Source organism: Nesterenkonia aurantiaca (assembly GCF_004364585.1).
GTDB classification, from domain to species: Bacteria; Actinomycetota; Actinomycetes; order Actinomycetales; family Micrococcaceae; genus Nesterenkonia; species Nesterenkonia aurantiaca.
Map to the genome: position 1 here is coordinate 21,429 of NZ_SOAN01000002.1, position 26,786 is coordinate 48,214.

Consider the following 26,786-nt stretch of genomic DNA (forward strand, 5'->3'; position numbering starts at 1 on the left):
CACGCGGCATCGATCTGCGCGGCACCCGAGAAATGAGATGAAATAATCAGCGCCATGTCGAGAATCTCCTCCGCACCGCGAACCCTTGGGACGGCTCTGGGCTCGGCCGGCTCAGTGCTCATCGGACGTGCTGCGCGCGCCGTGACGAAGCTGCGCGGCGGTGGCGGATCGGCCTTCCCGGGACTGGTCGTCGAGAAGCTGGACCCGAATTTCCTCGCCCGAACGCTGCACCGGCTCCCGCGCGGAGTCATCGTCGTCTCCGGGACCAACGGAAAGACCACAACCACCAAGATGGTGGTGGAGCTGCTCCAGGGACAGGGCCTGAGGGTCTTCACCAACCGCAGCGGGTCCAACTTCACCCGCGGCGTCGTCGCCTCCATCCTCGAAGATGTCAGGCTCACCGGCACCCTCGACGCCGACATCGCGGTGCTCGAGCTCGACGAGGCCCACGCAGTGCACTTCGTGAAGGCGGTCCGCCCGAACCACAGCCTGCTGCTCAACGTCATGCGCGATCAGCTGGATCGCTTCGGGGAGATCGACACCACCGCCGGGATGCTGCGCACCATTGCCCAACACACGGTCGAGGCGGTGGTGCTCAACCGTGAAGACCCCCGGGTTCGGGCCATCGCCGAGACCCTGGACACCCAGCGGGTCGACTACTTCGGTCTCAGCGAATCCCTGCGCGGCCACTTCCCCAGCGATGACGACTTCCACTCCGGGCCCGCCGACGCGGCGGATCACCCTCATGCCGATGTGGTCCTGGAGGAGCTCACCGAGGGTGGCGGCAGGTTCACCATTGACGGCGAGTCGGTGAGCACGTCATTGACCGTCAACGGCGCCTACAACACCTTCAACGCGGCGGCCGCGCTGGCGGTGGTCCGCCAGGCCCTGGGTGAGACCGTGGACCCCCGGGCCCTGATCGAGTCACTCTCGAAGGTCTCCCCCGCCTTCGGGCGAGGTGAGAGCCTCACCGTGCAGGGTCGTCCCCTGGACCTGGTGCTGGTGAAGAACCCCTCCGGCTTCCGGCTAGGCCTGAGCTCCTTCTCGGCCGAGGGCGTCGCCACGATGATCGCCATCAACGACAACTATGCCGACGGCCGGGACATGAGCTGGCTCTGGGACGTGGAGTTCGCCTCGCTCGCCGAGCAGGGCGTGCGGATGGTCTCCGGAGTTCGTGCCTACGACATGGCACTGCGGCTGAAGTACGACGACGTCGACTTCGACGCGGTGGAGCCTGACCTCTCGCTCGCGCTCACCCGCTTCCTGGATGAGAATCCCGACAGGCCGGCTCGGATCTTCTGCACCTACACCGCCATGCTCGCGCTGCGAAAGCGGCTGGGCGCCTATACCGAAGTGGAGGCCTTCTGATGGCTGAGCCCAAGCCGATCCACGTGCTCCAGCTCTATCCCCGGGATATGAACATCTACGGGGACTTCGGCAATGCGCTGGTGCTCCAGCGGCGCCTGCAGTGGCGCGGCTATGAGCCGATCCTGCACAGCTACGACCCGGAGGATGAGTTCCCGGAGCAGGTCGACCTCGTCATCGGCGGCGGCGGCCAGGACAGCGGCCAGGACAAGATCCAGCAGGACCTGCTGCGGATCGGGGACAGGCTGCACACGCTGGCGCAGAGCGGCACGCCCATGCTGATGATCTGCGGGCTCTATCAGCTCTTCGGGCATTCCTTCCGCACCCGCGAGGGCCGGGAGATCAAGGGAGTGGGCATCCTCGATCTGAGGACCGAGGGCACCGATACCCGGCTGATCGGCAATGTGGTCGCCGAGTCCACGGAGTTCGGCGAGATCCTGGGCTACGAGAACCACTCCGGCCAGACCTACCTCGGCCCAGGGGTCCAGCCGCTGGCCCGGGTCACCAAGGGCGAGGGGAACAACGCCAAGGACTCCTACGAGGGCGCGCGCTTCAAGAACATCGTGGGCAGCTACCTGCACGGCTCGCTGCTCCCGAAGAACCCCGCGATCGCGGACTTCCTGATCGCCACCGCGGTGCAGAACCGCTACGCCGAGGCATCCCAGCCACAGATCGACCCGGCCGGATCTGCCCAGCCGATCGATGAGCTGACCCGAAAGGCCCGGACGACGGCGACCCGCCGACCCCGCTAGGTCGGCAGCTTCGCCGGGCCCTGACCTGGGTCGCGCCAGCCGTCCGGCGGAGGTCAGGAACGGTCGCGGGGCCTACTTCCAGCGCATCGTCATGAAGAAGCCGACCATCGTGATGCCGAAGCCGATGATGACGTTCCAGCCGCCGGCCGCCTGCACCGGGGCCGCGCCCTGGGTGATGTACCAGACGATGAGCCAGAGCAGACCCAGGATCATCAGCCCGATCATGGTCGCCCGGTACCACATGGGCAGGGACTCATCCTCGAGGTCGAGGTCCTTGACGTTCTTGGGATCGGCGTCGTTCAGCGGAGACTTCTTCGTCTCCGTCTTGTCGCGCGTCCGGCGGTTCTTGCGGTGCTTGGACTCAGCCACGTCGGTTCGGTCCCCTCTGGATCTGGCGTGGATCCCGGTTCGGTATCCTGGTGTCACGGCCGTGCATATCTGAGGTCCCGGCCGTGGTCTGCGTGCCATTCTACCGTTTGCGTGTGATGCTCGCCCCACCCAGCTTTCGGAGGATTCATGTCGGGACACCGCGGCCGGGGCATCGGCGCCCGGATCCTCGGCGTCACCGGGGAGCTGCTGATCACCTTGGGCGTGCTCGGACTGCTCTTCGTGGTCTGGGAGATCTGGTGGACCGGACTCGACGCGAACCGTGAGGCCCAGGCCATCGAGAGCGAGTTCCACACCCGGATCGAACAGCTGGACACCGACCCTGCGCAGCAGCAACGTGCGGAGTCGCCGCAGAACTGTCAGCAGCTTCCCGACGGGGAGTATGCGGCATGTCCCGAGAACATGGCGGCCGTGGAGTCCGGCGCGATGGCCGTGATCTATGCGCCCGCGATCGGTGCCGACTGGTCAGCGCCGGTGCGCTCCGGCGTCGATGACGAGACGCTGAACACCGGCGGACTGGGACACTACCCGGACACCCAGCTGCCCGGTGAGGCAGGAAACTTCGCGGTGGCCGGACATCGGCTCACCTATGGTGACGTGCTGCGCGATCAGGACCGCCTCACCCCCGGGGATGAGATCTACGTCGAGTCGCCCGACGGCTACTACACCTATGAGGTCTATGAGACCCATGTGGTGCTGCCCCAGGACTCCGAGGTGATCCTGCCGGTCCCCGGCGAGCTCGAGGCCGAGGCTGACCGATCGCTGCTGACCCTGACCACCTGTCACCCGCTCTTCTCCAACCGCGAGCGGCTGATCACCCACGCCGAGCTGGTGGACTTCGCCCCCCGCACGGCCGAGGCTCCGGCCGCGCTGCGCCAGGGAGGGCCCTGAGATGTACGCCTGGCTCTTCCGCGCGCTCCCGGGCCCCCTGCTGGTCCAGATCCTGCTCGCCCTGGCCATCGTGGCCGGTATCGTGTTTCTCCTGATGCAGTTCGTCTTCCCGTGGCTGAGCCAGTACAGCCCGCTCAATGACTCCACGCTTGAATCGCTGACCTTCCCGGCACTGGGCCGGGTCGAAGGGACCCCCGCATGAGTGACACCCCCGCCCGCATCCTCGTCATCGACAACTACGACAGCTTCGTCTACACCCTGGTCGGTTACCTGCGCGAGCTCGGCGCCGAGGCCACCGTGATCCGCAATGACGATCTCTCCGTGGAGGCCGCGAAGCAGCTCGCGACCGAGCACGACGGCGTGTTGATCTCCCCCGGCCCCGGCACCCCCGGGGAGGCCGGGGTCTCCGTGGAGCTGATCCGATGGTGCGCGGAGGCCCAGGAACCGATGCTCGGGGTCTGCCTGGGACATCAGGGCCTGGGTGAGGCCTTCGGTGCGACGGTCACCCATGCCGAGCAGCTGATGCACGGCAAGACCTCCCCGGTCACCCATACCGGGCACGTCTCCTTCGCCGGGCTGCCGGAGACCTTCGTGGCGACCCGCTACCATTCCCTGACCGTGGCACCCGAGACCATACCGGCGGTGCTGGAGGTGACCGCGCGCACCGAGGACGGAGTCATCATGGGGCTGGCGCATCGCACGGCGCCGCTGTGGGGTATGCAGTATCACCCGGAGTCGGTGCTCACCGAGGGCGGCTACCGGATGCTGGGCAACTGGCTCGAGAGCATGGGGCAGACGGGAGCGGCGGAGAAGGCTGCGACGCTGAACCCGATCCGCTGACGCCACCGGACACACGCTGAGACCACCGCACACACAGAAGCGGACCTGGCATGATCGCCAGGTCCGCTTCTGCGTAGCTACGTTCTCAGTCGAGGCTCAGCTCAGGTGGCCGGCTTCGGTGAGGGAACGTTCTTGCCCTTGGCCTCGTCAGCGTTCTGCGCGTTGACGTTGGTGACTCCCGAGGGACCGGCCTTGGACTCCGGCGCACCGGAGCTCTTGGGGGCGTCGGGATTCGCCTTCGGCGCAGCGGCCGGAGTCCCTGCGACGGTGCTCGGCGCAGCCGAACCGCCCTGGGTCGCCGGCTTCGGAGCCGAGGCAGCAGGCTTCGGAGCCGAGGCAGCAGGCTTGGGGGCCGAGGTCACCGGCTTCGGAGCTGCCGTGGAGGAGGCGGCTGGCCGGGTGACCGGCGCAGGCTTCTTCCACGGGTCCTCCACCGGCTGGCTGGCGCGCCATGCGGCCACCCCTGCGGTCACCGCCGCGGCCACCAGTCCGAAGACCAGCAGACCCTTCTTGCGGCTGTTCGAACGCTGGGGCTTCTTCAGCGTCTTGGCAGCATCCTTGGCGTAGCGCTCGGAGCTCTTGCGCAGCTTCTTGACGATCTTCTTGTCACCGGTGGCCTTGATCAGCGCCTTCTCAACGCGGGGATCAAGCTCGGCGCGGTGGATCAGCTTCGCGGTCTTGTCCGCATAGCCGCCCAGCTTCGCCGAGGTGGCCGGGACGTACTCCGAGGTGAACTGCGTCTTGGCGGTGTCGTACTTCGCCAGGATCTTGGAGACCTCTGCCTTGGCCTGCGGAGGAAGCTTCTCGTACTGAGACGAGATGCCGCCGCCGGCGACCGAGGAGTATGCCTTGATCTTCTTGCCTGCCACCGAGGCGCTGTCATTGACCGCGGTCAATGCGCGGCCCGAGGCATCGTGCACCTTAGGGGCGCCCTTGCGGTAGGTGTCTTCGGCCCAGTCTGCCGCCGCACCCAGTTTCGGGGCGGTCCAATCGCGTGCGGACTCGACCCCCGCGAGCACCAGGTGCTCCCAGCTGTGGTTGCGCTTCTTCTTCTTGCCGAACATGCATGTCCTCCGAACTCGGATCGGTTGCTGGCTTCAGCTTACGTGGTCTCTGCGTGAGCTGCTATGGCCCTGCCGATCCCTTCATCATCCCTGCACCTGGCACTCCGCGCCACCAAGAGTGAGAGAATGGGATTCATGAGTGCTATCGCAACACATCAGGCAACTATCCGTACTTCCCAGGGCGAGATCCTCGTCGAGCTCTTCGGGAACCACGCTCCCAAGACCGTGGACAACTTCGTCGGGCTCGCCACCGGTGAGCGCGAGTGGACCCACCCGGAGTCCGGCGAGAAGATGGTCGACACCCCGCTCTACAGCGGCACCGTGTTCCATCGGATCATCTCCGACTTCATGATCCAGGGCGGGGATCCCCTGGGCCTCGGCGTCGGTGGTCCCGGCTACAAGTTCGGCGACGAGATCCACCCGGAGCTGGACTTCACCTCCGCCTACAAGCTGGCGATGGCGAACGCCGGTCCCGGCACCAACGGGTCCCAGTTCTTCATCACCTCCGTGGCCACCAACTGGCTGCAGGGCAAGCACACCATCTTCGGCGAGGTCTCCGATCTGGCCTCGCAGAAGATCGTGGATGCCCTGAACACGGTTCCCACCGATAACCGGGACCGCCCGAAGGAAGATGTCGTCATCGAGAAGATCGACATCAAGAAGCTCTGAGGATCTAGCACGATCGACGCAACATTCTGCACGAAGCACCCGGACAGGCCGGCCACCGTGGCGTGTCAACGCTGCGAGAGGCTGGCCTGTTCGGGGTGCCTGCGGGAGGCCCCGGTCGGGTTTCAATGCGTGGACTGCCTGAGCCGAGCTCAGGACGAGTTCCAACGACGTCGGCCCCCCGCGCGCTCCCAGTTCGGCGCCGTGCTGCGCCCGGACCGGCGCCCGATGGTCACCTTCACGCTCATCGGGCTGTGTGTCCTGCTCTTCGCTCTGCAGCTGCTCAGCGGCACGCTCACCGGGGCGAACCCCGATCCGGTCACCGGGGCCCTCTGGTACGCCCCGGTGCAGACCTCCGCCTGGTTCTTCGAGCCCTGGCGGATGCTCACCTCCGCACTGGTGCATTCTCCGACCAATGCGATGCATCTGCTCTTCAACATGTTCGCCCTCTGGTTCATCGGCCGTGCCATCGAACCGGCGCTCGGAGTGCTGCGCTACATCGCGCTGCTGACCCTCTCCGCTCTCGGCGGCTCGGTCGCGGTGCTCTTCCTGACCCCCGCCTGGACCCCCACACTCGGCGCCTCCGGGGCGGTGTTCGGACTGTTCGGGGCGCTGTTCATCCTGATGCGCGCCACCGGCTCGCAGACCGGCGGGATCCTCACCCTGATCGGAATCAACGTGGTGATCAGCTTCGTGATCCCCGGCATCTCCTGGCAGGGACACTTCGGTGGACTCGTGGTGGGCACGCTGTGCGCCCTGGTCATCTCGAAGACCCCGACCCGAACCTCCGGTGACCGGGGCCAGGATGCGCGCCGAGCAGCCCGCTGGCAGAGCATCGGACTGCTCGGCATCGCCGGGGTCCTGGTGCTGCTCACCGGGCTGGGCATGAATCTGGTCAATCCCTATTCATGAACCCCGGATGCACCCCGCCCACGGTCCACGCATGAACCACGCGTGGACCATCCGGCGTGATGGTCCCCAGGCTGTGCAGGACTAATCCACAGTTTTGTGCACAATGCACAGATTCCTGTGGATATCCCTCTGACCTGGGGAATCACAGCTGTGTAACTTATGCACACTGTGGATAACCTCTGTGGATAACTATAGATCTGGGCCATTCTGGGAGATACGAGGACGCCGGACCCACAGGCTGTGAGTCCGGCGTCGTCCTGCTGCTCCAGCAGCCCCGGAGCGGGGCGCCTGAGGCGGTCGGGCTAGCGTCGAGCGGAGCTGCCCTGCTGGCGGGATTCGGCAGCGGCCTCTGATTCGCTCCACTGCTCCTCCATCGTGGGCCACATCCGCTTGAGGATGTCGTTCCAGGTGATGGCTCCGGCCAGAGCACCGTCGGAATAGACCACCGCGAGCTGTTCGCCAGCCGCCCGCATGGTCTGGAACGCGTCGTAGACCGAGGCACCGGTGGAGACGACCAGCGCAGGTCGAGCCAGGTCGCTCACCGGGTGCTCCGGCCCGACCGTGAGGGTGTCCCGCACGTGGACCACCAGCGGGTTCGCCCCGGTCTCGGGGATGACCAGGATGCGCAGGTGCCCGGTGCGCTGGGCCGCGGCCTGGACATCGGCCGCGGTGGCCGTGACCGGTACCGTCGTGGTCTCCTGCCGGGTGCGTCCTGCGATGACATCGTCCACGGTGAGCGTCTCCAGGTCGATGACCCGGGAGATCTGGGTGGCCGAAGCCTCGTCCAGCGTGCCGGTCCTGGTGGAGTGTTCCACCAGGTGTCGGATCGTGTCGGAGTCGTAGCCACCTGCTGCTGCTCGGTCCACCGGTGTGATGCCGCTGGCCGCGACGAGACGGTTGGCGATCCCGTTGATCCAGAGCAGGAGCGGACGGAAGCCCCAGAGGACCACCTGGGCCGGGAGTGCGATGAGCTTCGCAGCCCGTTCCGGGTGCGCGATGGCCCAGGACTTCGGGGCCATCTCACCGACCACCAGATGCAGGAAGGTCATCAGGAACAGCGCCAGGGCGAAGGCGAGCACGTCCGCGGCCCACAGCGGCATGTTCCAGGACTCGAAGATCGGGGTCAGCGCGTAGTCCACGGCTGGCTTGCTCACCGCACCAAGCGCGAAGGTGCATGCGGTGATGCCGAGCTGGGCTCCGGCGAGCATCACAGTGAGCTCGTTGAGCCCGCGCAGCGCGGCCCTGGCCGAACGGCTGTGCTCGGCCTCTTCCTCCAGCCGGTGCCGGCGGGCGGCGAGCAGCGCGAACTCCAGAATCACGAAGAAGGCAGAGATGGCGATGATCGCAATGGTCGCCACGGTGGGGATCAGCCAGTCGCTCATCGTTCCTCCTCGAAATGTTCGGTCAGGCGCAGGTGCACCGACTCGGGAACGTGGCGGTCCACGCTGAGCACCGTGATGTCGACCCAGCGCTGTGGGGGCGAGGATTCGCCGTAGTCGGCGGGATCGGCCGGCAGGTTGATGCGGACCTCCTGGCCCTGGGTGAGCAGAGCGCCCTCCTGGGACATCAGAAGCCCCGAGAGCGTCTCGTAATCGCCTTCTGGGAAGTCCTGGCCGATGACGCGCTCCACCTCATCGAGGTGCAGATCACCGTCGATGCGCCAGTGGTTCTCCCCGACATTCTCGATGCCGGCGGGCTCCTCGTCGTCGTGCTCGTCGGTGATCTCGCCGAGGATCTCCTCGGCCAGGTCCTCCATGGTGACCACACCGGTGAAGCCGCCGTACTCGTCGATGACGCAGGCCAGCTTGGCATTGGCGTCGCGCAGCGTGCGCACGGCCTCGGGCAGCGGCATCAGCGTCGGAACGATCACCGGGGCGCGCATGATCTCGGTGGCAGGGGCTGCATCGGTGAACTTTGTGCCGAGCAGGTCCACCAGGTGCACGACGCCGACCGGTTCGTCATGGGTGTCGACCACCGGGTAGCGGGTGTGCTCCTGCGCCATGAGGGTGCGGATCTCACCCAGCGTGGTGTCCGGATGGATCAGACCGGTGCGTGATCGGGGGATCATGGCATGCTCGACATCGTGATCCGGGAAGTCCAGGATGCGGTCGAGGGTCAGATACATCTCCTCGGCGAGGTCCCCGCTCTCATGCGAGCTGGTCACGATGTGTTCGAGGTCCTTCGCCGTGGCGCTGGACTCCACGTCGTGCACCGGTTCGATGCGCAGCAGCTTCAGCAGCGCGTTCGCCGAGACGTCGAAGATCCAGATCAGCCAGCCGAATGCGGCGAGGTAGAACTTCGTGGAGCGTGCCAGGCCCAGCGACAGCGGGGTCGGATTGGCGATGGCGTAGTTCTTGGGGAAGAGCTCGCCGAAGATCATCTGCACGATGGTGGAGGCTGCCAGCGCGATGATGGTGCCCACCGTGATGCCGAGCGCGGCCGGGACGCCGACGCCGCCGAGCAGGGCACCCAGACTCTCTCCCACCAGGGGTTCGGCGACATAGCCGACGAGCAGGCCGGTGACCGTGATGCCCAGCTGTGCTCCGGAGAGCATGAAGGAGGTGCGTCCGGTGACGTCGAGCGCGCGTTTTGCGGATTTATTGCCATCCGCCGCCAGTGCCCGCAGCTTATTGCGGTCCACGGACATGTAGGCGAACTCTTGGGCCACGAAGTAGCCGTTGGCGGCAATGATCACCAGGATTGCCAGGATGCCCAGCAGAAGGAGCAGGATCTCGATCACCGGGTCACCACCCGGGTGTGTCCACGTCGATCAGCTGGCCCTGCATTCGCAGCACCCGCGGGACGATATCGTCGGCGGCGTGCTGCGCTTGGTAACTCGTACACCTGTGTCAGGCACCTCTTCAGTCTCTCGATTGATCTGTTAGCTCGAGACTATAGCGCACCCGAGCCCCGGAGCTAGATCGCATACGGCGGATGCCAGCATGGATGCGCGCCGATCCCTGAAACTGGCCGTGACACGAAGAAGCTCCCCGCACCTGAGGTGCGGGGAGCTTCTCGATCTATCCTCTGGTGGAGGCAAGGGGACTCGAACCCCTAACCCCCTGCTTGCAAAGCAGGTGCGCTACCAATTGCGCCATGCCCCCAAAGGTGTTCCTCAGGCTATCAGAGCGAATCTGTGGCCTGAGACCAGATCTGCCGGGTGTCCTCGGAGCGTCGCCATTGGCGATAGCCGAGGATTCCCGCCACAGAGAGAGCCATAAAGACGAGACGTTTCATGTTTCCCTCCTTGGAGTCCGGGGTGGGCGTAGGAGGACTTGAACCTCCGACCTCATCGTTATCAGCGATGCGCTCTAACCGCCTGAGCTATACGCCCGGACACCTTGTTTCTGATGCGTCACCCCCGCGAGGGCGACCACTACACATTACCCTGCTCTCAGCGACCGGACCAAATCGCCGGCCCGAGAGCGCTCAGTCGTCGGTGAGCGTGACCCCGACGCCGCCCACCAGGGAGGCGGAGAGGTTGTACAGCACTGCTGCGAGCATCGAGAGCACGGTCAGCAGCACCACGTTGACCACCGCGATGATCGTGGCGAAGGCCGCGACCTGGGTGATGGTCACGAGCTCTTCAACCCGGAAGGATCCTCCGCCCCCTTCGGTGCCGAGGATCTGGCCCAGCAGATCGTTGACCCGGTTGAAGATCCCCGAGACGTCCATGACGGTCCACAGCGTGACCGCCGCGACCACGGTCATGATGCCCAGAGCCACCGAGAGCAGGAAGCTCATCTTCAACACCGACCAGGGGTCGACCTTGGAGATCAGCAGCCGCGCTTTGCGGACCTTCGCCTTCGGCGTGGGCCGCACGAGCCCGGGCTGGGGACGAGTCCCGGTGGGACGCTGTCCCTGAGCCGGACGACCTGCCGGTGCGCTGGGGCGTGCCCCAGTGGGCCGGGGCTTGGCGCCGCCGGCCTGGCCCGACTGGGGACGGTCGTTCGTGCTGGCCCCGCCAGTGGCCCCGCCAGCGGCCTGGGCACGCGGCCGGGGCGCGGGGAACCGTGTGGCCGGGCGCGCCGCGGAGGAGCCCGTCTGGCTCCCCGAATTACCTGCGCCGTTGCTTGCGCTCACTTAAGTCCTCCATCAGGCATCATCTCGGTCCGATTCATCCCGGTCCGCTTCATCAAGGACCAACGCTACTGCATCCTCGGTCTCGGAGCGCTCAGCTTCGCCGGCGACGGTCGCTGGTGTCCCGGCTTCGGAACCGGTGGTCTCACCGGCAGTCTCGGCTGCGGTGAGCTCTCCGACACCCTTCGCGGCCTCCGCGGCCGCACTGTCCTCGGCCGCAGCGTCCTCGCCGGTGGCGGCCAGGGCCACCCCGGAGTTCCGGGCCACCTTGAGGATGCGATCCTTCTTGCGCGGCTTCGCGAAGATCACACCCATCGTGTCGCGGCCCTTGGAGGGCACGCCCGAGACGGGAGATCGGACCACATTGCCAGATTCCATGACGACCAGGACCTCGTCGTCGTCCTCGACCACCATGGCTCCGACCAGATCACCGCGATCCTCGACCAGCTTGCCCACCTTGATGCCCAGACCGCCGCGGCCCTGCACCCGGTACTCGCTGACCTCGGACCGCTTGGCGTAGCCGGCCTCGGTGACCACGAACACATAGGAGTTCTCCGTGACCACGTCTGCGGCGAGCAGCTCATCCTCCTCGCGGAACTTCATGCCGGTGACCCCGGAGGTGGCGCGCCCCATGGGGCGCAGCGCCTCATCGGTGGCGGTGAAGCGCAGTGACTGGCCCTTGCGGGAGACCAACATCAGATCGTCGGTGGCGGAGATCAGCTTGGAGGAGACCAGCTCGTCGTCCTCACGCAGGTTGATCGCGATCACGCCTGCCTGACGGGGAGTGTCATAGTCCGTGAGCACCGTCTTCTTCACCAGGCCACGCTTGGTGGCCAGCACCAGGTAGGGGGCATCCTCATAGGTGCGCAGCGGCAGCACGCCTGCGATGTATTCATCAGGCTGGAAGGCCACGATGTTGGCCACGTGCTGACCCTTGGAGTCCCGGCCGGACTCGATCAGGTCGTAGCACTTGGTGCGGTAGACCCGGCCGAGGTTGGTGAAGAACAGGATCCAGTGGTGGGTGGTGGTGACGAAGAAGTGCTCGACGATGTCATCGGTGCGCAGCTGTGCCCCGCGGACCCCTCGACCACCACGGTGCTGAGCGCGGTAGCTGTCGATCTTGGTCCGCTTCACGTAGCCGTCACGGGTGATCGAGACCACCACATCTTCCTGGGGGATCAGATCCTCCATGGACATGTCACCGTCGTAGCCGAGCTGGATGTGGGTCCGACGGTCGTCGCCGTGCTTGTCCACGATGGTGTCCAACTCGGAGCTGATGATCCGGCGCTGACGATCTTCTGAGGCCAGGATGTCCAGGAAGTCCTCGATCATCTTCATCAGCTCGTCGTACTCGTCCTGCAGCCGCTGACGCTCCAGGGCGGCAAGCTTGCGCAGCTGCATGTCCAGGATGGCCTGGGCCTGATCGTCGTCGATCTCCAGCAGCGACTTCAAGTTCTGCCGGGCCTCCTCGACGGTGGAGGATGCGCGGATCGTAGCGATCACGCGGTCCAGGTCGTCCAGGGCCTTGAGCAGGCCGATCTTGATGTGGGCCTCGCGCTGGGCCTTGTCGAGTCGGAACTGGGTGCGCCGGACGATCACGTCGATCTGGTGGGTGACCCAGTGGTGCACGAAGGCGTCCAGGCTCAGCGTGCGCGGCACGCCGTCGACCAGGGCCAGCATGTTCGCGGAGAAGTTCTCCTGCAGCTGGGTGTGCTTGTACAGGTTGTTCAGCACCACCTTGGCCACGGCGTCGCGCTTGAGCACGACGACGAGGCGCTGGCCGGTGCGTCCGGAGGATTCGTCGCGCAGGTCTGCGATCCCGGAGACCTTGCCGTCCTTGACCAGCAGCGCGATCTTCCGCGCCAGGTTGTCGGGGTTCGCGTGATAGGGCAGCTCGGTGACCACCAGGCAGGTGCGTCCCTGCAGCTCCTCCACGCTGACCACCGCACGCATCGTGATCGATCCACGGCCGGTGCGGTAGGCGTCCTCGATCCCGCGGGTCCCCAGGATCTGCGCGCCGGTGGGGAAGTCGGGGCCCTTGATCCGCTGCAGCAGCGCCTCGAGCAGCTCTTCACGGCTGGCCTGCGGGTTCTGCAGGTACCACTTCACGCCGTCGGCGACCTCGCGCAGGTTGTGCGGCGGGATGTTGGTGGCCATGCCCACAGCGATGCCGGAGGAGCCGTTGACCAACAGGTTGGGGAACCTTGAGGGCAGCACGACGGGTTCCTGCTGCTTGCCGTCGTAGTTGTCCTGGAAGTCGACGGTGTTCTCGTTGATGTCCCGGACCATCTCCATGGCCAGCTGAGCCATCTTGGTCTCGGTGTAACGCGGGGCCGCGGGGCCGTCGTCGCCGGGGTTGCCGAAGTTGCCCTGGCCGGTGGCCAACGGGTAGCGCATGACCCAGTCCTGGATCAGCCGGGACAGGGCGTCGTAGATCGCCGAGTCACCATGCGGATGATAGTTGCCCATGACGTCGCCGACCACGCGGGCGCACTTGTTGAACGAGCGGTCCGGGCGGTAGCCGCCGTCGTACATGGCGTAGAGCACCCGGCGGTGCACCGGCTTGAGCCCGTCGCGCACATCGGGCAGCGCGCGGCCCACGATCACGGCCATCGCGTAGTCCAGGTAGGACCGCTTCATCTCGGTCTGCAGGTCGATCTGGCGGATCCGGTCGGTGGTCACGACGTCGTCGACGACGACGCCCTCCACGGCCTCGGCGGGTCCGCCCTGCGGGTCCTGGGGTTCTTCGGTGTTGTCACTCACGTGTGGTGTTCTCCCTTAGGCAAAGATCGGCGTCGTCTCGCGGCTGCGCCCTTCACGGGCTGGCAGCGGCTCAGATGTCGAGGAAGCGGACGTCCTTGGCGTTCTGCTGGATGAACCCGCGGCGGGACTCGACGTCTTCACCCATGAGGATGGAGAACACCTCGTCAGCGGCAGCGGCGTCCTCCATGGAGACCTGGAGCAGCGTGCGATGGTCTGGATCCATGGTGGTCTCCCACAGCTCCGAGTAGTCCATCTCACCGAGACCCTTATAGCGCTGAATCCCGAGCTCCTTGGGCAGCTTGCGCCCCTTGGCCCGGCCTTCAGAGAGCGCCACGTCCCGCTCGGCGTCGGTGTAGACGTAGTCCTGCGGGCCGGTCTGCCACTTGATCTTGTACAGCGGCGGCTGGGCCAGGAACACGTTGCCGTGCTCGATCAGCGGGCGCATATAGCGGAAGAGCAGGGTCAACATCAGCGTGGTGATGTGCTGACCGTCCACGTCGGCATCGGCCATGAGCACGATCTTGTGGTAGCGCAGCTTGGCCTGGTCGAAGTCCTCGCCGATGCCGGTGCCGAACGCGGTGATCATCGACTGGACCTCCTGGTTGCCCAGCGCCCGGTCCAGCCGGGCCCGCTCCACGTTGAGGATCTTTCCGCGCAGCGGCAGGATCGCCTGGGTGCGCGGGTCACGGCCGCGCTTGGCCGAACCACCGGCGGAGTCACCCTCGACCAGGTAGATCTCCGATTCCGAGGGGTCCTTGGAGGAGCAGTCGGCGAGCTTGCCGGGCATGCCCATGGTCTCCAGCGGGGACTTCCGGCGGGCGTTCTCACGGGCCTTGCGCGCCGCCACCCGGGCATGGGCGGCGGACTGGGCCTTGCGCACGATGTCTCGGGCCGGGCCGGGGTTGCGCTCCAGCCAGTCTCCGAGGTACTCGTTGACGACCTTCTGCACGAAGCCGCGGGCCTCGGTGTTGCCCAGCTTGGTCTTGGTCTGACCCTCGAACTGCGGCTCGCGCAGCTTGATCGAGATGACCGCGGTGAGGCCTTCGCGGATGTCCTCGCCGGTGAGGTTGTCATCCTTTTCGCGCAGGATCTGCTTATCCCTGGAATACCGGTTGATCAGCGTGGTCATCGCCGCGCGGAAGCCCTCTTCGTGCGTGCCGCCCTCATGGGTGTTGATCGTGTTGGCGTAGGTGTGCACCGACTCTGAATAGGACAGCGTCCACTGCATGGCGAGCTCAGCGGCCATGCCGCGCTCGGTGTCCTCGGCCTCGAAGGCGATGACGTCGTCGTGGACCACCTCGGCCCGCTTGGTGGCGTTGAGATGATTGACGTAGTCAAGCAGTCCTGCGTCGTACTGGTAGACGACGACGCGGCCGTTGGGGGTCTCGATGATGCCGTCGCTGCCGCCGCCCGCCTCGGTGGGCTCCAGCTCGGCTGGGGTGTCCTCGTGGTGTTCCTCGAGGATCTCGTCGTGGACCACCTCGTTGCCGGGGATCTTGCGCTCGTCGCGCAGGGTGATGCGCAGACCCTTGTTCAGGAAGGCCATCTGCTGGAACCTGGCGCGGAGCGTCTCGAAGTCGAACTCGATGCTCTCGAAGATCTCTGGGTCCGGGAAGAAGACCATCGTGGTGCCGGTCTCATCGGTCTCCCCGCCCTGAGACAGCGGCTGGGTGGTCTCGCCACCGTTGCCGAAGCCGATGCTCCACTCGTGGCCCTGCCGACGCACGGTGGTGCGCACCTTCCGGGAGAGGGCATTGACCACGGAGATCCCGACCCCGTGCAGGCCGCCGGAGACCGCGTAGCCACTGCCGCCGAACTTGCCGCCGGCGTGCAGAACGGTCATCACGACCTCGACCGTGGGCTTGCCCTCGGTGGGGTGCATGTCCACCGGAATGCCGCGACCGTCGTCTTCGACCCGGACGCCGCCGTCGTCCTGCATCGTGATCTGGATGTGCGAGCAGTAGCCGGCCAGCGCCTCATCGACCGAGTTGTCGACCACTTCGTAGACCAGGTGGTGCAGACCGCGCTCACCGGTGGAACCGATGTACATTCCGGGACGCTTTCGGACTGCTTCCAGGCCCTCCAGGACGGTGATGTCCGAGGCGCCGTAGTTGCCCTGATGCTGCTTGTTCTCGTTAGCCGAGGTCACGGGCTATGCCGTCTCCTTGAGTTGCCGGGAAGGTCGAGGATGCTGACCTTGTCATGACACAGACCAGCCCGAGTGGTGGATACGCTCGGGCCGTCCTCCCAGTCTACCGCGCCAGGGACGCAAAATCTCATTCCTAGAGCGCCGTGGGCGCACAGACTCTGCGATCAGCGGCCGAGGAACACCCCTGGAACCAACTCGGGGATGCCCGGGTGAGGTTGGGTTCCACTGTGAGGGCCCGAGCGCGGCATATCGCAGCCTGGCGTTTCAGCCGTAGGTGTCCCGGGGACCCCGCCCGCGGACCGAATACCGGCCCTTCTTCCAGCTGGGGGCCGCCGGACCCCGGATCGAGAGTCCGGTGACGATCCCCGGACCGAGCTGAGTGTTGAACACGTCCATGAGCTGCGGCTGCATGAGCTTGAGGTTCGTGGCCCAGGCGGTGGAGTCGCAGAGGACCTCCACCACCCCGTTCTCGAACTTCTCGGGTCTGCAGTGCGCAGCGATCGCGGAGCCGACGAGCTGTTCCCAGCGCGCTATCACCGAGCCCACGGCCACCGGGGAGCTCCACCCGCGGGTCTTGATCAGCCCGCCGACCACGCCGCCCAGCAGATTGGGGTCCCGCCGGTCGGCCCCGGACTTCGAGCCGCCGCTGCTCCTGGCCTGGGCCGGGGAGTCCTTGGAGGCGCTGCGCGGATCACCGGCCAGTGAGGAGCCGCGCGGGAGCCCACGCATCCGATGCTCGCCGCGGCCGCGTGCGGCGGCGCGCATCCGAGCCAGCAGGATCTTGGCGGCATCCTCATGGTCCTGGATCTGGTCGTCAATCGCGTTCATGGAGGGTCACCTGGCTGATCTGGTCCACCGACTCCACGCGCAGCGCGCTGCGCATGAGGCTGGCGGGGACGTCGTCGTCCACCGCCGCGGTCACGATGAGCTGCTCGGCCTCCCCGGCGAGCTCGGCAAGCCGACGACGCCGGCGGGCATCGAGCTCGGCGAACACGTCATCGAGGATCAGCACCGGCTGGGAACCTTCGCTGGTATCGTCGTCGATCATCACGCGATAGGCGGCCAGCCTCAGGGCCAGGGCGAAGGACCAGGTCTCGCCGTGGGAGGCGAAGCCCTTCACCGGCACCTCATCCAAGGTGAAGGCGATATCGTCGCGGTGCGGACCTACCAGGGTGATCGCTCGCTGCCGTTCTTCGCGCCGGGCACCGGCCAGCCCGGAGAGCATCAGCTCGGCCAGCTCCTGGCGAGAGGCGGACTCCAGCACCGAGGCATCGGCCGAGGGATCCACCGACCCGGCCCGGCTCGAGCTCCCACTCTCGGGCTCAGCCTCGGCGTCCAGCGGGGGTTCAGCCTCGGCGTCTCCACGCTCGTCGAGCTGCGCATCCTGGGGCCGGGAATCCTGGTCCGGTCCCGTTTCGACCTCGAGAGAGCTGAGGTACCGCAGCCGCGCCGTGCGGATGCTGCCCGAGAGCTGCTCATAGGCGGTGGCCGTATGGGGTCGAAGCGCGGTGAGCATCTCCAGTCGGGCCTTGAGCAGATGCGATCCCGCCTCAGCCAGCTGGTGGTCCCACACCGCCAGCGTGGACTCATGGGTGGCGGTGAACGACTCATGGCGCAGCGACTTGAGCAGGGCGTTGCGCTGCTTGAGCACCTTCTCGTAGTCCAGGCGCACCCTGCCCAGCGCCGGACGCAGCTGCACCGCGAGGTCATCCAGCAGCCGGCGCCGCACCGTGGGAGAACCCTTGATCAGGTCCAGATCCTCAGGTGCGAAGAGCACGGTGCGCAGGATTCCCAGCACGTCGGTGGCCCGCACCGGGTTGCCGCGGTTGATCCTGGCCCGGTTGCTGCGTCCCGGATTGATCTCGACCTCGAGCCGAGCCTGCCGAGATCCCCGGTGCGCCTCGGCGCGGATGAAGGCCTGCTTCTGTCCGTGTCGGACCAGGGGCCCGTCCTGGCTCACCCGGTGCGAGCTCAAGGTGGAGAGGTAGCCGATGGCCTCGGCGATGTTGGTCTTGCCCACCCCGTTGAAGCCCAGCAGCACATTGGGGCCAGGCTGCAGCTCCAGCTGCGCCTGGGCGTAGCTGCGAAAATCCGTGAGCGTGAGCTGTGAGAGCCGCATGGTCTCCTAGGCTGCCAGCCGCTACGGGTTGATCAGGCGCACCGGCATCAGCAGATACCGGAAGTCGATCGCCTTCTCACCCTCGGCCTCGGCCTGTCCGGTGATCATGGCCGGCTTGGGCGCCGAGACGAAGGAGAACCGCAGGAAGTCAGTGTCGATGACGTTGAGTCCCTCGTTGAGGTAGGCCGGGTTGAATCCGACGGTGATCGCTTCACCGGTCAGGGTCGCGGGGATGACCTCCGAGGCGGAGGCCGCGTCGTCGACCCCGGCGTCCAGGATGACCTCGTCGTCCTGGGTGAACTGCAGCCGGACATGACCGTTGCGTTCCGAGACCAGGGAGACGCGGCGCGCGGCCTCGATGAACTCAGCCGTGTTCACCACCGCGTGGATCGGAGTCTCTTCCGGGAAGAGCTGACGGATCTTCGGGTAATCCCCGTCCACCAGCACCGAGGTGGTGCGGCGTCCCCCGGAGGAGAAGCCGACAAGCTCGGCCGTCTCGGAGAGCGCGATCTGCAGCGAGCCGGCTCCGGCCAGGGACTTCGCCACGTCATTGAGCGTTTTGGCCTTGATCAGCACCGAGGTGGAGATGTCCGGGTCAGCGGGAGACCAGTTGATCTCGCGCATCGCCAGTCGATAGCGGTCAGTGGCGAGGAAGGTGATGGTGTCTCCCTCGATCTCGACCTTGACGCCGGTGAGGATCGGCAGCGTGTCGTCCTTCGATGCGGCCGTGATCACTTGGGAGACCGCCCGGGCGAAGACGGCGCCGTCCACGGTTCCGGCGAGTTCTGGCATGCCTGGAAGTTCCGGGTACTCATCCACCGGCATGGTCGAGAGCGTGAACTTCGAGGAGCGGCAGGTCAGTTGAACGCGAGAGTCCTGCAGGTGAACCGTGACCGGGGCGTTGGGCAGGGACTTCACGATGTCGTTGAGTAGCCGTCCCGAGACCAGGATCGTGCCCTCCTGCTTGACCTCAGCCTCGATGTGCAGCTGCGCCGAGATCTCGTGGTCGAAGCTGGAGATCGTGACGGTCTGATCTGCCGCAGTGATGTGCAGTCCGGCCAGGACAGGAGCGGGCGGTCGGGGGGACAGCGACCGGGCAGCCCATGAGACTGCTTCGGAAAGAACGTCCCGCTCAACAGTGAACTCCACTGATCCCTGCCCTTCTTGTGGCTCTCGGACAGCTCCGCGATGAATGTCAAGCATCTGGTGGCTGTGTCGAGTGTCGAGCTTACCTGCAAGAGCGAGTCAGAAGCCAGCAAAGAAGTTAGCGACCACCATATGAGCCGCAGCATTGTTCAGGAGCCACAAGATCTGGGATCAGGGCAGCTTCTGAGGCGTCGCAGCGAGGGAGGGACTGGAGGGAGTCTCCGGCCTCGGGGCGTTGTTCTTGATCGTTGGTCCTTCCTCGTTGGGACCGGCCAGGTGATTGTTCTTTGTCATATAAGGGGTTAAGGGTCAGAAGTGTTAATAGGTGCTGTGGAATCTGTGGATAACCCACTCGATCTCTGGGTCTGCCTGATATTTCCTGTGCACTCCGTGGTGGACCGACACCGCTTGGGCTGTGCATCACCAGGGGAGATTCTTCGGCGTGCAGATTGCCCGCTCCCCAACGCTGGCGTGGTTATCCACAGAAATCGAGGGTTCTGCACCGGTGGATGCACCGATTTATCCACAGCTGTTAACAAGAATCGGGAAAACTCCACCGCTGCTTGTGGATATGTGGGAAAACCTGTGGAGATCGCCGCTGTCAACCGCGCTGAATCCCAACCGGGAGAGGAAATGACAACGGTGTGAGTTGTGGAGCAGGAGTCTCTCCACAGGTGTCAGCCATGGGCTTGACTTAACTGCGGCCGATCTGCCGCAGGTCAGCGTTGCTGTTTGATCTTGTTCGTCAGTTCCGTGACCTGGTTGAACACGGCCCGCCGCTCCGCCATCAGCTCTCGGATCTTGCGTTCGGCATACATCACAGTGGTGTGATCGCGTCCGCCCAAGGCCTGCCCGATCTTCGGAAGTGACATCTCCGTGAGCTCGCGCAGCAGATACATGGCGATCTGGCGTGCCGTCACCAAGGTGCGGTTGCGCGACTTCGAGGTCAGCTCCTCGACCGTGAAGTTGTAGTAGTCCGCGGTGGCGTTGATGATCTGCTCGGAGGTGATCTCCTGGGCATGGTCATCGGAGATCAGATCCCGCATCACCTGTTCGGCCAGCGAGAGGTCCACCGCCTGCTTGTTGAGCGCAGCGTAGGCGGTGACCCGGATCAGCGCGCCTTCGAGCTCGCGGATGTTGGTGGAGATCTTGGAACCGATGTACTCCAAGACGTCGTCCGGGCAGGAGAAGTTCTCCGCGGTGGCCTTCTTGCGCAGGATCGCGATGCGCGTCTCCAGCTCAGGCGGCTGGATGTCGGTGATCAGGCCCCATTCGAACCGCGACCGGAGCCGCTCTTCGAACCCGGAGAGCTGTTTCGGCGGCAGATCAGAGGTGATGACGACCTGCTTGTTGTTGTTGTAGAGGGTGTTGAAGGTATGGAAGAACTCCTCCACTGTGCGTTCCTTGTCCGCGAGGAACTGGATGTCGTCGAGCAGCAGGATGTCGACATTGCGATAGAGATGCTTGAAGCTGGCGCCCTCGTCGTCGCGAATGGAGTTGATGAAGTCGTTCGTGAACTCCTCCGAGTTCACGTAGCGCACGCGGATGCCGGAATAGAGCCGCTGCGCGTAGTGCCCGATGGCATGGAGCAGGTGAGTCTTGCCCAGACCGGAGTCGCCATAGATGAACAGCGGGTTGTACGCCTTCGCAGGAGCCTCCGCCACGGCGTTCGCGGCGGCATGGGCGAACCTGTTCGAGGAACCGATGACGAAGGTGTCGAACGTGTAGCGCGGGTTCAACCGGGAGGTCTCATAGGACTCACCACCGCCGCTGGCGGTGAAGGACTCCGAGGGAGCCGGACGGCTGGGAGGGCGGCGCTCGACCATGCGTGGGTCCCGCTGCGCCGGCTCGGGCCGTTCGTACTGTGAATAATCGGTGGGTGCGAAGCTGGGCTGCCCGAACTCGTCACGCTCGCGACCCGAACCGATGCCCCGGCGTTGAGGGGACCGCTCGTCCCGGGCATATGGATTGGTCTCGGCCACCGGGCCCCGGCGCGGAGGCTCGACCACGGTCTCGCTGGGGTAGAGGTCATCCACCGCCGTGGAGGAGGCCGATGCGGCTGAGGGCGCCGAGGGCGCCGAGTGTTCGCTGGCTTTCTCCCGCTGGCGCTGGGACATCCCGAGGTCAACCACGTAGGCGCAGAGCACCTCCCTGCCGAACACCGCGCGCAGCGCCTCGCTGAGCTGCACGGCCAGAGTCGCCTGCATCAGTTCCCGCACCCGCTCATGGGGCACCGCCACTGTCAGCAGCAGCGTCTCACCGAGGAGCTGCTCCCCTTGGGGCACGGCGCGTCCCACATCGGTCAGGTTCAGCGCCCCGATGCCATGGTTCTCCCGGAGCTCTGCGAGCACCTGCTGCCACTGGCGCGGCACATCGATCTCTGACTCAGCAGGCACGCTGCTCCCCTCATGTACATCGGCGAAATTCTGCCCATAGTATTCCACAGCTTCTGTGGACAGCCCTGTGGAACAACTCGGTTCTTCCGCGTCATGGCAGGTCAGCCGCTGTTGATGACACGGCGCCGCCATCCTGTGAATCCCAGGAGGATCCCGGCCGTGCCGATGCCGCTGAGCCAGAGCACCGGACTCCATCGGACGGCCTCGACCGGGTATTGCGCGAGGTGCCCGAACACATTGAGCTCGGAGAAGACCGTCGGCAGATCCAGGAGCGGACCGAAGTTCGTCATCACGGCCGCATAGCCGAGCAGCAGCCACCCCAGCAGTCCGGCGAACCGCGGCACCCAGCCGTAGGCGGCGAGAGTGAGTCCCACTACGGCCAGGACAGCAGGTCCCTGATGCAGACTGGCCCACAGGATGTCGTTGAAGTATGCGGCGGGATCGTCCTGGAGCACGGCCACCGCCGCAGCGGCGGTGGCCAGCCCGGTGAACGAGAGCATGATCCCGAGTCCACCGAGGAGCACGGTGAGGTGCGCGCCCAGCCAGCGGGTGCGGCTCAGCGGAGCGCTGAGCAGCAGCTCGGCCCGCCCATGCTTCTCCTCGCCGCGCAGCTGTTGGATGCCGCCGACTCCCGCGGCCGCGACGAAGAGCGCCAGGAACATCGCCATATAGGCCAGGTATCCCAGCAGCACCGTCTCTCCGGCGAAGAAGCTGCGGAACTCTTCGGGGAGGCTCGCGGCGGTATCGACCATCGATTGGGCGTAGCTGCCGAAGAGCGCGCCGCAGAGGATGACGGCAGCGCCCCAGCCGCGCAGGCCTCCGCGCAGGGTGTGCGTCGCCACGCCGAGCGGGGTGGTCAGCCGGGGGCGTGCCTGCGCCCGCCCCAGCCGAGAAGGGAGCAGTCCGGCCCCGAGGTCACGCCGGGTGCTCAGCCCGAAGGCCCCGAGCACCGCCGCCGCGGCCAGTGCCAGGCAGAGCAGCAGGGGCCACCAGCGGTCCTCGACATAGGGCGCGGTCTGCTGGGACCAGCCGAGCGGGGAGAACCAGGAGAGCGCAGTGCCCTGAACGGCGGCCATGTCCCCGACCATCCGGATCAGATATGCGAGTCCCAGCAGTGCACCGGTCAACCCAGAGGCCGCGCGGGAGGTCTCGGTCAGCTGGGCGGCGAGGGCCGCCACGGCGGCGAACAGCAGTCCGATGGCGGCCCCGGATCCTGCCACCAGCAGCGATCCCTCCTGCGCGAACCCGCCCGAGAGCGCACCGAGCAGCACCAGCATCGCAGCCGCTGCATTGGCCAGCAGCACCAGAAGCAGCGCAGCGGTGAGCGTGGCGTGCCGACCCAGCACGTCGGCGCGCAGAAGTTCGGCCCTGCCGGAGGCTTCTTCGGCACGCGTATGCCGGACCACGGTGAAGATGCTCATCAGGGCGGTGAGGATGTAGATGAACAGCACATACCCCGCCGCGTAGAAGCGTTCGAAGGTGGGCGACTCCATGCCATAGGCCGGACCTGTCATCAGGCGGCCCACCGGATCCGCGAAGAGCCCCGCCATCTGGGCCAGCTCCGCCTCGTCGGTGACCAGCGCCTGCACGGCGTTGGCCACATAGAAGCTCATCAGCCCGATGCCCAGCACCCAGAGGCTCAGCCGCACCCGGTCCTGGCGCAGCATGAATCGCAACAGGACTCCGGTGCCGGCCATGCCTGTCCGGGCTGAGTCGGTGGTGTCGGTCTTGTTGAGGGACCGGTTCTGCATGGTCGTCATGGTGCGCAGGGGTCGGGGGCTGGCGTGCGCGAGGTTGGAGAGTCAGCCGCGCCTTCGGTGGCCGGGGTAGTTGCGGCGGGGGTGGTGGATCCCGGAATCACACCGTAGTGCCTGATCAGCAGTTGTTCGAGGGTCGGAGGGTGGGCGACCAGGGACTGAACGCCCAGAGCTGCCAGGTGCGCAGTGATCGTAGCCAGCCGATCGCTGTCGACCTCCAGAACCGTCCGGCTGGCACCAGCTGTGTGTGTGATGCGCAGATCATGGACCCCCTCGAGATGCTGGAGCGCGGCGGCGGATCGTGTGGTCTCGACCTCGATCGTGGTGCGTGTCATGTGGCGCATCTCAGAGAGGCTGCCGGATTCCACGGTGCGACCTTCGCGAATGATCGAGACCCGGTCTGCAAGTGCCTCGACCTGCGCGAGGATGTGGCTGGAGAGCAGCACGGAGCGGCCCTGCAGCCGGGTCTCGGCGATGACCTGCTGGAAGACCACCTCCATGAGCGGGTCCAGGCCTGAGGTGGGCTCATCGAGCAGCAGCAGGTCGACGTCGGCGGCCAGGGCCGCGATCAGCGCCACCTTCTGCCGATTACCCTTGGAGTAGGTGCGGGTCTTCTTGCGAGGATTCAGCGCGAAGCGTTCGATCAGCTCATCACGTCGCTGAGTCACATGCCTGGCCCCGGCGGCGCGGCTGCGCAGCCGCAGGAACACGTCGATGACCTCCCCGCCCGTGAGGTTGGGCCAGAGCTCCACCTCCCCGGGGACGTAGGCCAGGCGCCGGTGCAGCGCCACGGCGTCTCGCCACGGGTCTCCGCCGAAGACCCTGACCGTGCCGGAGTCGCGATGGAGCACACCCAGCAGCACGCGCAGCGTCGTAGACTTTCCGGACCCGTTGGGTCCCAGGAAGCCGTGCACCTCGGCCTCGTTGACCTGCAGGGAGAGCTTGTCCAGGGCGCGGACATCACCGAATGACTTCGTGAGGTCAGCCACCTGGATCACGGGATCATGACCAGCCATGTCCAGTCCCTTCTCGACCCCGACCAGCGCCGGGACATCCACGATAGAACAGCCCGGTCCCCGGTCCAATGGGTCACTGCCCGGTCTATCCACAGTGCTCTGCACAACTGTTGATAGTCGGATCCGCCTCGACTTGACGGCGCAGGGAAAGAACCCCTAGTGTTGGCAGGTCGCCCCAGAGTACTGCCGTGCCTGCACGCAGATCCTTTCCGGGGCCCGAATGACTTCAAACCATCCAAGTGGGAGTACACAGTGAGCAAGCGGACTTTCCAGCCGAGCAACCGCCGTCGCAGCCGTAAGCACGGCTTCCGTTCCCGTATGCGCACCCGTGCCGGCCGATCCATCATCTCGACCCGCCGCGCCAAGGGCCGCAAGGAACTCTCGGCCTGATCCAGAGCAATTCACGCTGACCACCTGGTCAGCAGGTCCCGGCGCAGTGCGCCAGGACCGACACCGCGGCCCGTCCCATCATCAGGGACCGGGCCGTTCGTGCATCCCGTGCCCCAGTCGTGGGCGCAGGTCCGAGACCCGGCACCGCACCCTGGCGGTCGCCTCGAAGGGAGTTCACACGCTGTGCTTCCCAAGGAACACCGCCTGACCTCCTCGGGCGATCACCGCGCCACCATGCGACATGGTTCGCGCGCCGGAGGCGACGGGCTGATGGTCTCGGTTCTGCTGCGGACCGAGGCTCCCGCCGCAGGTGGATCATCTTGGCGGTGCGGGCTCGTCGTGTCCAAAGCCGTGGGCAATGCCGTGGTCCGGCATCGGGTGCAGCGGCGACTGCGCCATATCGTGATGGATCTGATGCGCCATGAGGCGCTCGCGACCGATCCCGGGCACACCATGGACCTTGTGATCCGTGCCTTCCCCGAGATCACGAGGATGGACCACGCACAGCTGCGCGAGGAGGTTCTCCGGGCGGCTCAGCGCGCGCACCGGAAGTCCCTCCGCCGGGCGGTCCGCACGTGAACCAGCCTCCTGAGCCGGACCTGACGCCACCGCCCGGGCAGGCTCAGGGCCACGGACCGGAGAACGCGATCTGGGTCCGGCATCGAGACTTCTATGTCGAGCAGGGGATGGCCCCCGGGGTCCCCACCGTGGAGGTCACCGAGGCCGAGCTTCGGCGCGGCCACTGGGGATGGATCCGCTCCATGGCATCGATCCTGCTCTCCTGGCTCCTGCGGGCATACCGCAAAGTCATCTCGCCCCTGTACGGTCAGGTATGCAGCTTCTATCCGAGCTGCTCTGCCTACGGGCTGGAAGCGGTGACCGCTCACGGGGTCATCCGCGGCATCCCACTGACGCTGTGGCGAATTCTTCGCTGCAATCCCTTCACCGGTGGTGGAGTCGACCCGGTGCCACCGACGGCGAGGATTTGGCCGCAGGGTGGAGTACCGACGATCATAGAGACAAACCACCCACCGATACCCCGCGGCGATGATGACTGACGCCATCAACTCCCCCGAGCCGGCAGGCTGCTTCCGCATGACGCCTGGCCACGACATCTGAGAGATTCATGGGCTTTTTCGACACAATCATGTGGCCCTTCACCTGGGCCGTCTCCTTCATCCTGAGCACCTTCCACGGCGTCCTGACCGCGGTGGGGCTTCCGTTCGACTCTGGGTGGAACTGGGTGGTGTCCATCGTTCTGCTGGTGCTTGTCATCCGCATCATCTTGATCCCGCTGTTCGTCAAGCAGATCAAGTCTCAGCGCGGCATGCAGATCATCCAGCCCGAAGTGCAGAAGCTGCAGGCCAAGTACAAGGGCAAGAAGGACCCGGTCTCGCGGCAGCAGATGGCACAGGAGCAGCAGGCGCTGTTCAAGAAGCACAATGTGAACCCGTTCATGACGTGCCTTCCGCTGCTGGCCCAGATGCCGATCTTCTTCGCGCTGTTCTGGATGCTCAACCGGATGCGCGAACCACAGAACCAGGCCGAGGGCTACGGAGCGCTGAGCGCCGCGGAGGTGCAGAGCTTCGACGGCTCAGAGATCTTTGGTGTGGGGATGTCAGACATCTTCCTGCCCTCCTTCAGCGAGGATCCCACCCGGTGGGACGTGGTCATCCTGACCTCGATCATGATCGTGGCCATGGTCGCCACCCAGTTCTTCACGCAGAAGCAGCTGATGAGCAAGAACATGTCCGAAGCGGCCCTGACAGGTCAGTTCGCGCAGACCCAGAAGATGATGCTCTACGTGCTGCCCCTGGTCTTCGTGGTCGGCGGCGTGAACTTCCCAGTCGGCGTGCTCGTCTACTGGACCGCGACAAACTTCTGGACCATGGGCCAGCAGTGGTGGGTCATCCGCAACAACCCCACTCCCGGGTCCCTGGCGGAGAAGGAACTCAACCTGCGGCGTGCCGCGCGCGGACTGGCGCCGTTCAATGAGGCGCCCAAGCCCGTCGCCGAGGAGCCCAAGCCGACCGGAAAGCATCTGGGGCAGACTTCCCAGCCCGCGAAGAAGAAGAAGAAGAGGAAGTAGCAGC

Annotated in this window: 25 protein-coding genes and 2 tRNA genes; 11 read left to right on the forward strand and 16 right to left on the reverse strand. The window is 65.9% G+C overall.

The annotated features are described in order from the left end of the window. Positions 1-54: 54 nt before the first annotated feature. Complete coding sequence (locus EV640_RS03095) at positions 55-1,368, forward strand: Mur ligase family protein (protein WP_133725794.1); 1,314 nt, start codon at positions 55-57, stop codon at positions 1,366-1,368. Next, complete coding sequence (locus EV640_RS03100) at positions 1,368-2,117, forward strand: type 1 glutamine amidotransferase (RefSeq protein ID WP_133725795.1); 750 nt, start codon at positions 1,368-1,370, stop codon at positions 2,115-2,117. The genes EV640_RS03095 and EV640_RS03100 overlap by 1 nt, the downstream gene beginning before the upstream one ends. Before the next feature lie 72 nt (positions 2,118-2,189). Here EV640_RS03100 and EV640_RS03105 read toward each other — a convergent pair whose 3' ends face one another. After that, a complete protein-coding gene (locus EV640_RS03105; RefSeq protein WP_036475715.1) occupies positions 2,190-2,486 on the reverse strand; it encodes a cell division protein CrgA in 297 nt (98 codons plus the stop codon). Between the two features lie 147 nt (positions 2,487-2,633). Here EV640_RS03105 and EV640_RS03110 point away from each other — a divergent pair, with 147 nt between their 5' ends. From EV640_RS03110 to EV640_RS03120, 3 genes are read left to right on the forward strand one after another with little or no spacing between them, the layout of a single operon-like run. Further along, complete coding sequence (locus EV640_RS03110; RefSeq protein WP_036475717.1) at positions 2,634-3,395, forward strand: class E sortase; 762 nt, start codon at positions 2,634-2,636, stop codon at positions 3,393-3,395. Between the two features lies 1 nt (position 3,396). Next, a complete protein-coding gene (locus EV640_RS03115) occupies positions 3,397-3,597 on the forward strand; it encodes a hypothetical protein (RefSeq protein WP_036475719.1) in 201 nt (66 codons plus the stop codon). Beyond that, a complete protein-coding gene (locus EV640_RS03120; RefSeq protein ID WP_036475721.1) occupies positions 3,594-4,235 on the forward strand; it encodes an aminodeoxychorismate/anthranilate synthase component II in 642 nt (213 codons plus the stop codon). Before EV640_RS03115 ends, EV640_RS03120 begins: the two co-directional genes overlap by 4 nt. 101 nt (positions 4,236-4,336) lie before the next feature. Here EV640_RS03120 and EV640_RS03125 read toward each other — a convergent pair whose 3' ends face one another. Beyond that, a complete protein-coding gene (locus tag EV640_RS03125; RefSeq protein WP_036475722.1) occupies positions 4,337-5,299 on the reverse strand; it encodes a hypothetical protein in 963 nt (320 codons plus the stop codon). A 135-nt stretch (positions 5,300-5,434) separates the two neighbouring features. Here EV640_RS03125 and EV640_RS03130 point away from each other — a divergent pair, with 135 nt between their 5' ends. Next, positions 5,435-5,968, forward strand: a complete 534-nt coding sequence (locus EV640_RS03130) for a peptidylprolyl isomerase (RefSeq protein ID WP_036475885.1) — start codon at positions 5,435-5,437, stop codon at positions 5,966-5,968. A gap of 129 nt (positions 5,969-6,097) precedes the next feature. Continuing rightward, the gene (locus tag EV640_RS03135; protein ID WP_235181042.1) at positions 6,098-6,877 is read left to right on the forward strand and encodes a rhomboid family intramembrane serine protease; all 780 of its coding nucleotides are present in this window, start codon (positions 6,098-6,100) and stop codon (positions 6,875-6,877) included. A 302-nt stretch (positions 6,878-7,179) separates the two neighbouring features. On the opposite strand, the gene EV640_RS03140 is transcribed toward EV640_RS03135, so the two are convergent. The 14 genes from EV640_RS03140 to EV640_RS03200 all read right to left on the reverse strand — a co-directional run bounded on the left by EV640_RS03140 (position 7,180) and on the right by EV640_RS03200 (position 24,303). Beyond that, on the reverse strand, positions 7,180-8,259 hold the full coding sequence (locus tag EV640_RS03140) for a CNNM domain-containing protein (protein ID WP_036475724.1): 1,080 nt from the start codon (positions 8,257-8,259) through the stop codon (positions 7,180-7,182). Further along, a complete protein-coding gene (locus tag EV640_RS03145; RefSeq protein WP_036475725.1) occupies positions 8,256-9,617 on the reverse strand; it encodes a hemolysin family protein in 1,362 nt (453 codons plus the stop codon). The genes EV640_RS03140 and EV640_RS03145 overlap by 4 nt, the downstream gene beginning before the upstream one ends. A gap of 288 nt (positions 9,618-9,905) precedes the next feature. Next, a tRNA-Ala gene (locus EV640_RS03150) sits at positions 9,906-9,981 on the reverse strand. Positions 9,982-10,000: 19 nt separating this feature from the next. Further along, positions 10,001-10,114 carry a DLW-39 family protein gene (locus EV640_RS13800; protein ID WP_235181043.1) on the reverse strand — a complete coding sequence of 38 codons (114 nt, stop codon included), beginning with the start codon at positions 10,112-10,114 and terminating at the stop codon, positions 10,001-10,003. 23 nt (positions 10,115-10,137) lie between these two features. Continuing rightward, a tRNA-Ile gene (locus EV640_RS03155) sits at positions 10,138-10,211 on the reverse strand. A gap of 95 nt (positions 10,212-10,306) precedes the next feature. Continuing rightward, the gene (locus EV640_RS03160) at positions 10,307-10,960 is read right to left on the reverse strand and encodes a DUF3566 domain-containing protein (protein WP_133725796.1); all 654 of its coding nucleotides are present in this window, start codon (positions 10,958-10,960) and stop codon (positions 10,307-10,309) included. 12 nt (positions 10,961-10,972) lie between these two features. Continuing rightward, positions 10,973-13,720 (reverse strand): DNA gyrase subunit A, encoded by a 2,748-nt coding sequence (gene gyrA / locus EV640_RS03165; RefSeq protein ID WP_051501204.1) that lies wholly within the window; start codon positions 13,718-13,720, stop codon positions 10,973-10,975. Between the two features lie 70 nt (positions 13,721-13,790). Then, entirely contained in the window at positions 13,791-15,869 is a 2,079-nt protein-coding gene (gene gyrB, locus EV640_RS03170) for a DNA topoisomerase (ATP-hydrolyzing) subunit B (protein ID WP_051501205.1), read from the reverse strand. Positions 15,870-16,133: 264 nt separating this feature from the next. Next, entirely contained in the window at positions 16,134-16,697 is a 564-nt protein-coding gene (locus tag EV640_RS03175) for a DciA family protein (RefSeq protein WP_036475727.1), read from the reverse strand. Further along, positions 16,684-17,988, reverse strand: coding sequence for a DNA replication/repair protein RecF (recF, locus tag EV640_RS03180; RefSeq protein ID WP_036475728.1), 1,305 nt, complete (start codon positions 17,986-17,988; stop codon positions 16,684-16,686). Before recF ends, EV640_RS03175 begins: the two co-directional genes overlap by 14 nt. Before the next feature lie 21 nt (positions 17,989-18,009). Further along, positions 18,010-19,137 (reverse strand): DNA polymerase III subunit beta, encoded by a 1,128-nt coding sequence (dnaN, locus tag EV640_RS03185; RefSeq protein WP_036475729.1) that lies wholly within the window; start codon positions 19,135-19,137, stop codon positions 18,010-18,012. Between the two features lie 716 nt (positions 19,138-19,853). After that, positions 19,854-21,431, reverse strand: a complete 1,578-nt coding sequence (gene dnaA, locus EV640_RS03190; protein ID WP_369797216.1) for a chromosomal replication initiator protein DnaA — start codon at positions 21,429-21,431, stop codon at positions 19,854-19,856. 200 nt (positions 21,432-21,631) lie between these two features. Then, a complete protein-coding gene (locus EV640_RS03195; protein ID WP_133725797.1) occupies positions 21,632-23,281 on the reverse strand; it encodes an ABC transporter permease in 1,650 nt (549 codons plus the stop codon). Between the two features lie 5 nt (positions 23,282-23,286). Next, the gene (locus tag EV640_RS03200) at positions 23,287-24,303 is read right to left on the reverse strand and encodes an ABC transporter ATP-binding protein (protein ID WP_133725798.1); all 1,017 of its coding nucleotides are present in this window, start codon (positions 24,301-24,303) and stop codon (positions 23,287-23,289) included. A 252-nt stretch (positions 24,304-24,555) separates the two neighbouring features. Between EV640_RS03200 and rpmH the strand changes: the two genes are divergently transcribed. The 4 genes from rpmH (at position 24,556) to yidC (ending at position 26,782) form a co-directional block, all read left to right on the forward strand. Beyond that, entirely contained in the window at positions 24,556-24,693 is a 138-nt protein-coding gene (gene rpmH / locus EV640_RS03205; protein WP_083504652.1) for a 50S ribosomal protein L34, read from the forward strand. Between the two features lie 183 nt (positions 24,694-24,876). Further along, positions 24,877-25,272, forward strand: coding sequence for a ribonuclease P protein component (gene rnpA, locus EV640_RS03215; protein WP_036475731.1), 396 nt, complete (start codon positions 24,877-24,879; stop codon positions 25,270-25,272). Between the two features lie 182 nt (positions 25,273-25,454). Beyond that, positions 25,455-25,751: a membrane protein insertion efficiency factor YidD gene (yidD, locus tag EV640_RS03220; RefSeq protein WP_235181045.1), complete on the forward strand. Its 297-nt coding sequence runs from the start codon at positions 25,455-25,457 to the stop codon at positions 25,749-25,751. Between the two features lie 68 nt (positions 25,752-25,819). Further along, on the forward strand, positions 25,820-26,782 hold the full coding sequence (yidC, locus tag EV640_RS03225) for a membrane protein insertase YidC (RefSeq protein WP_133725799.1): 963 nt from the start codon (positions 25,820-25,822) through the stop codon (positions 26,780-26,782). Positions 26,783-26,786: the final 4 nt, after the last annotated feature.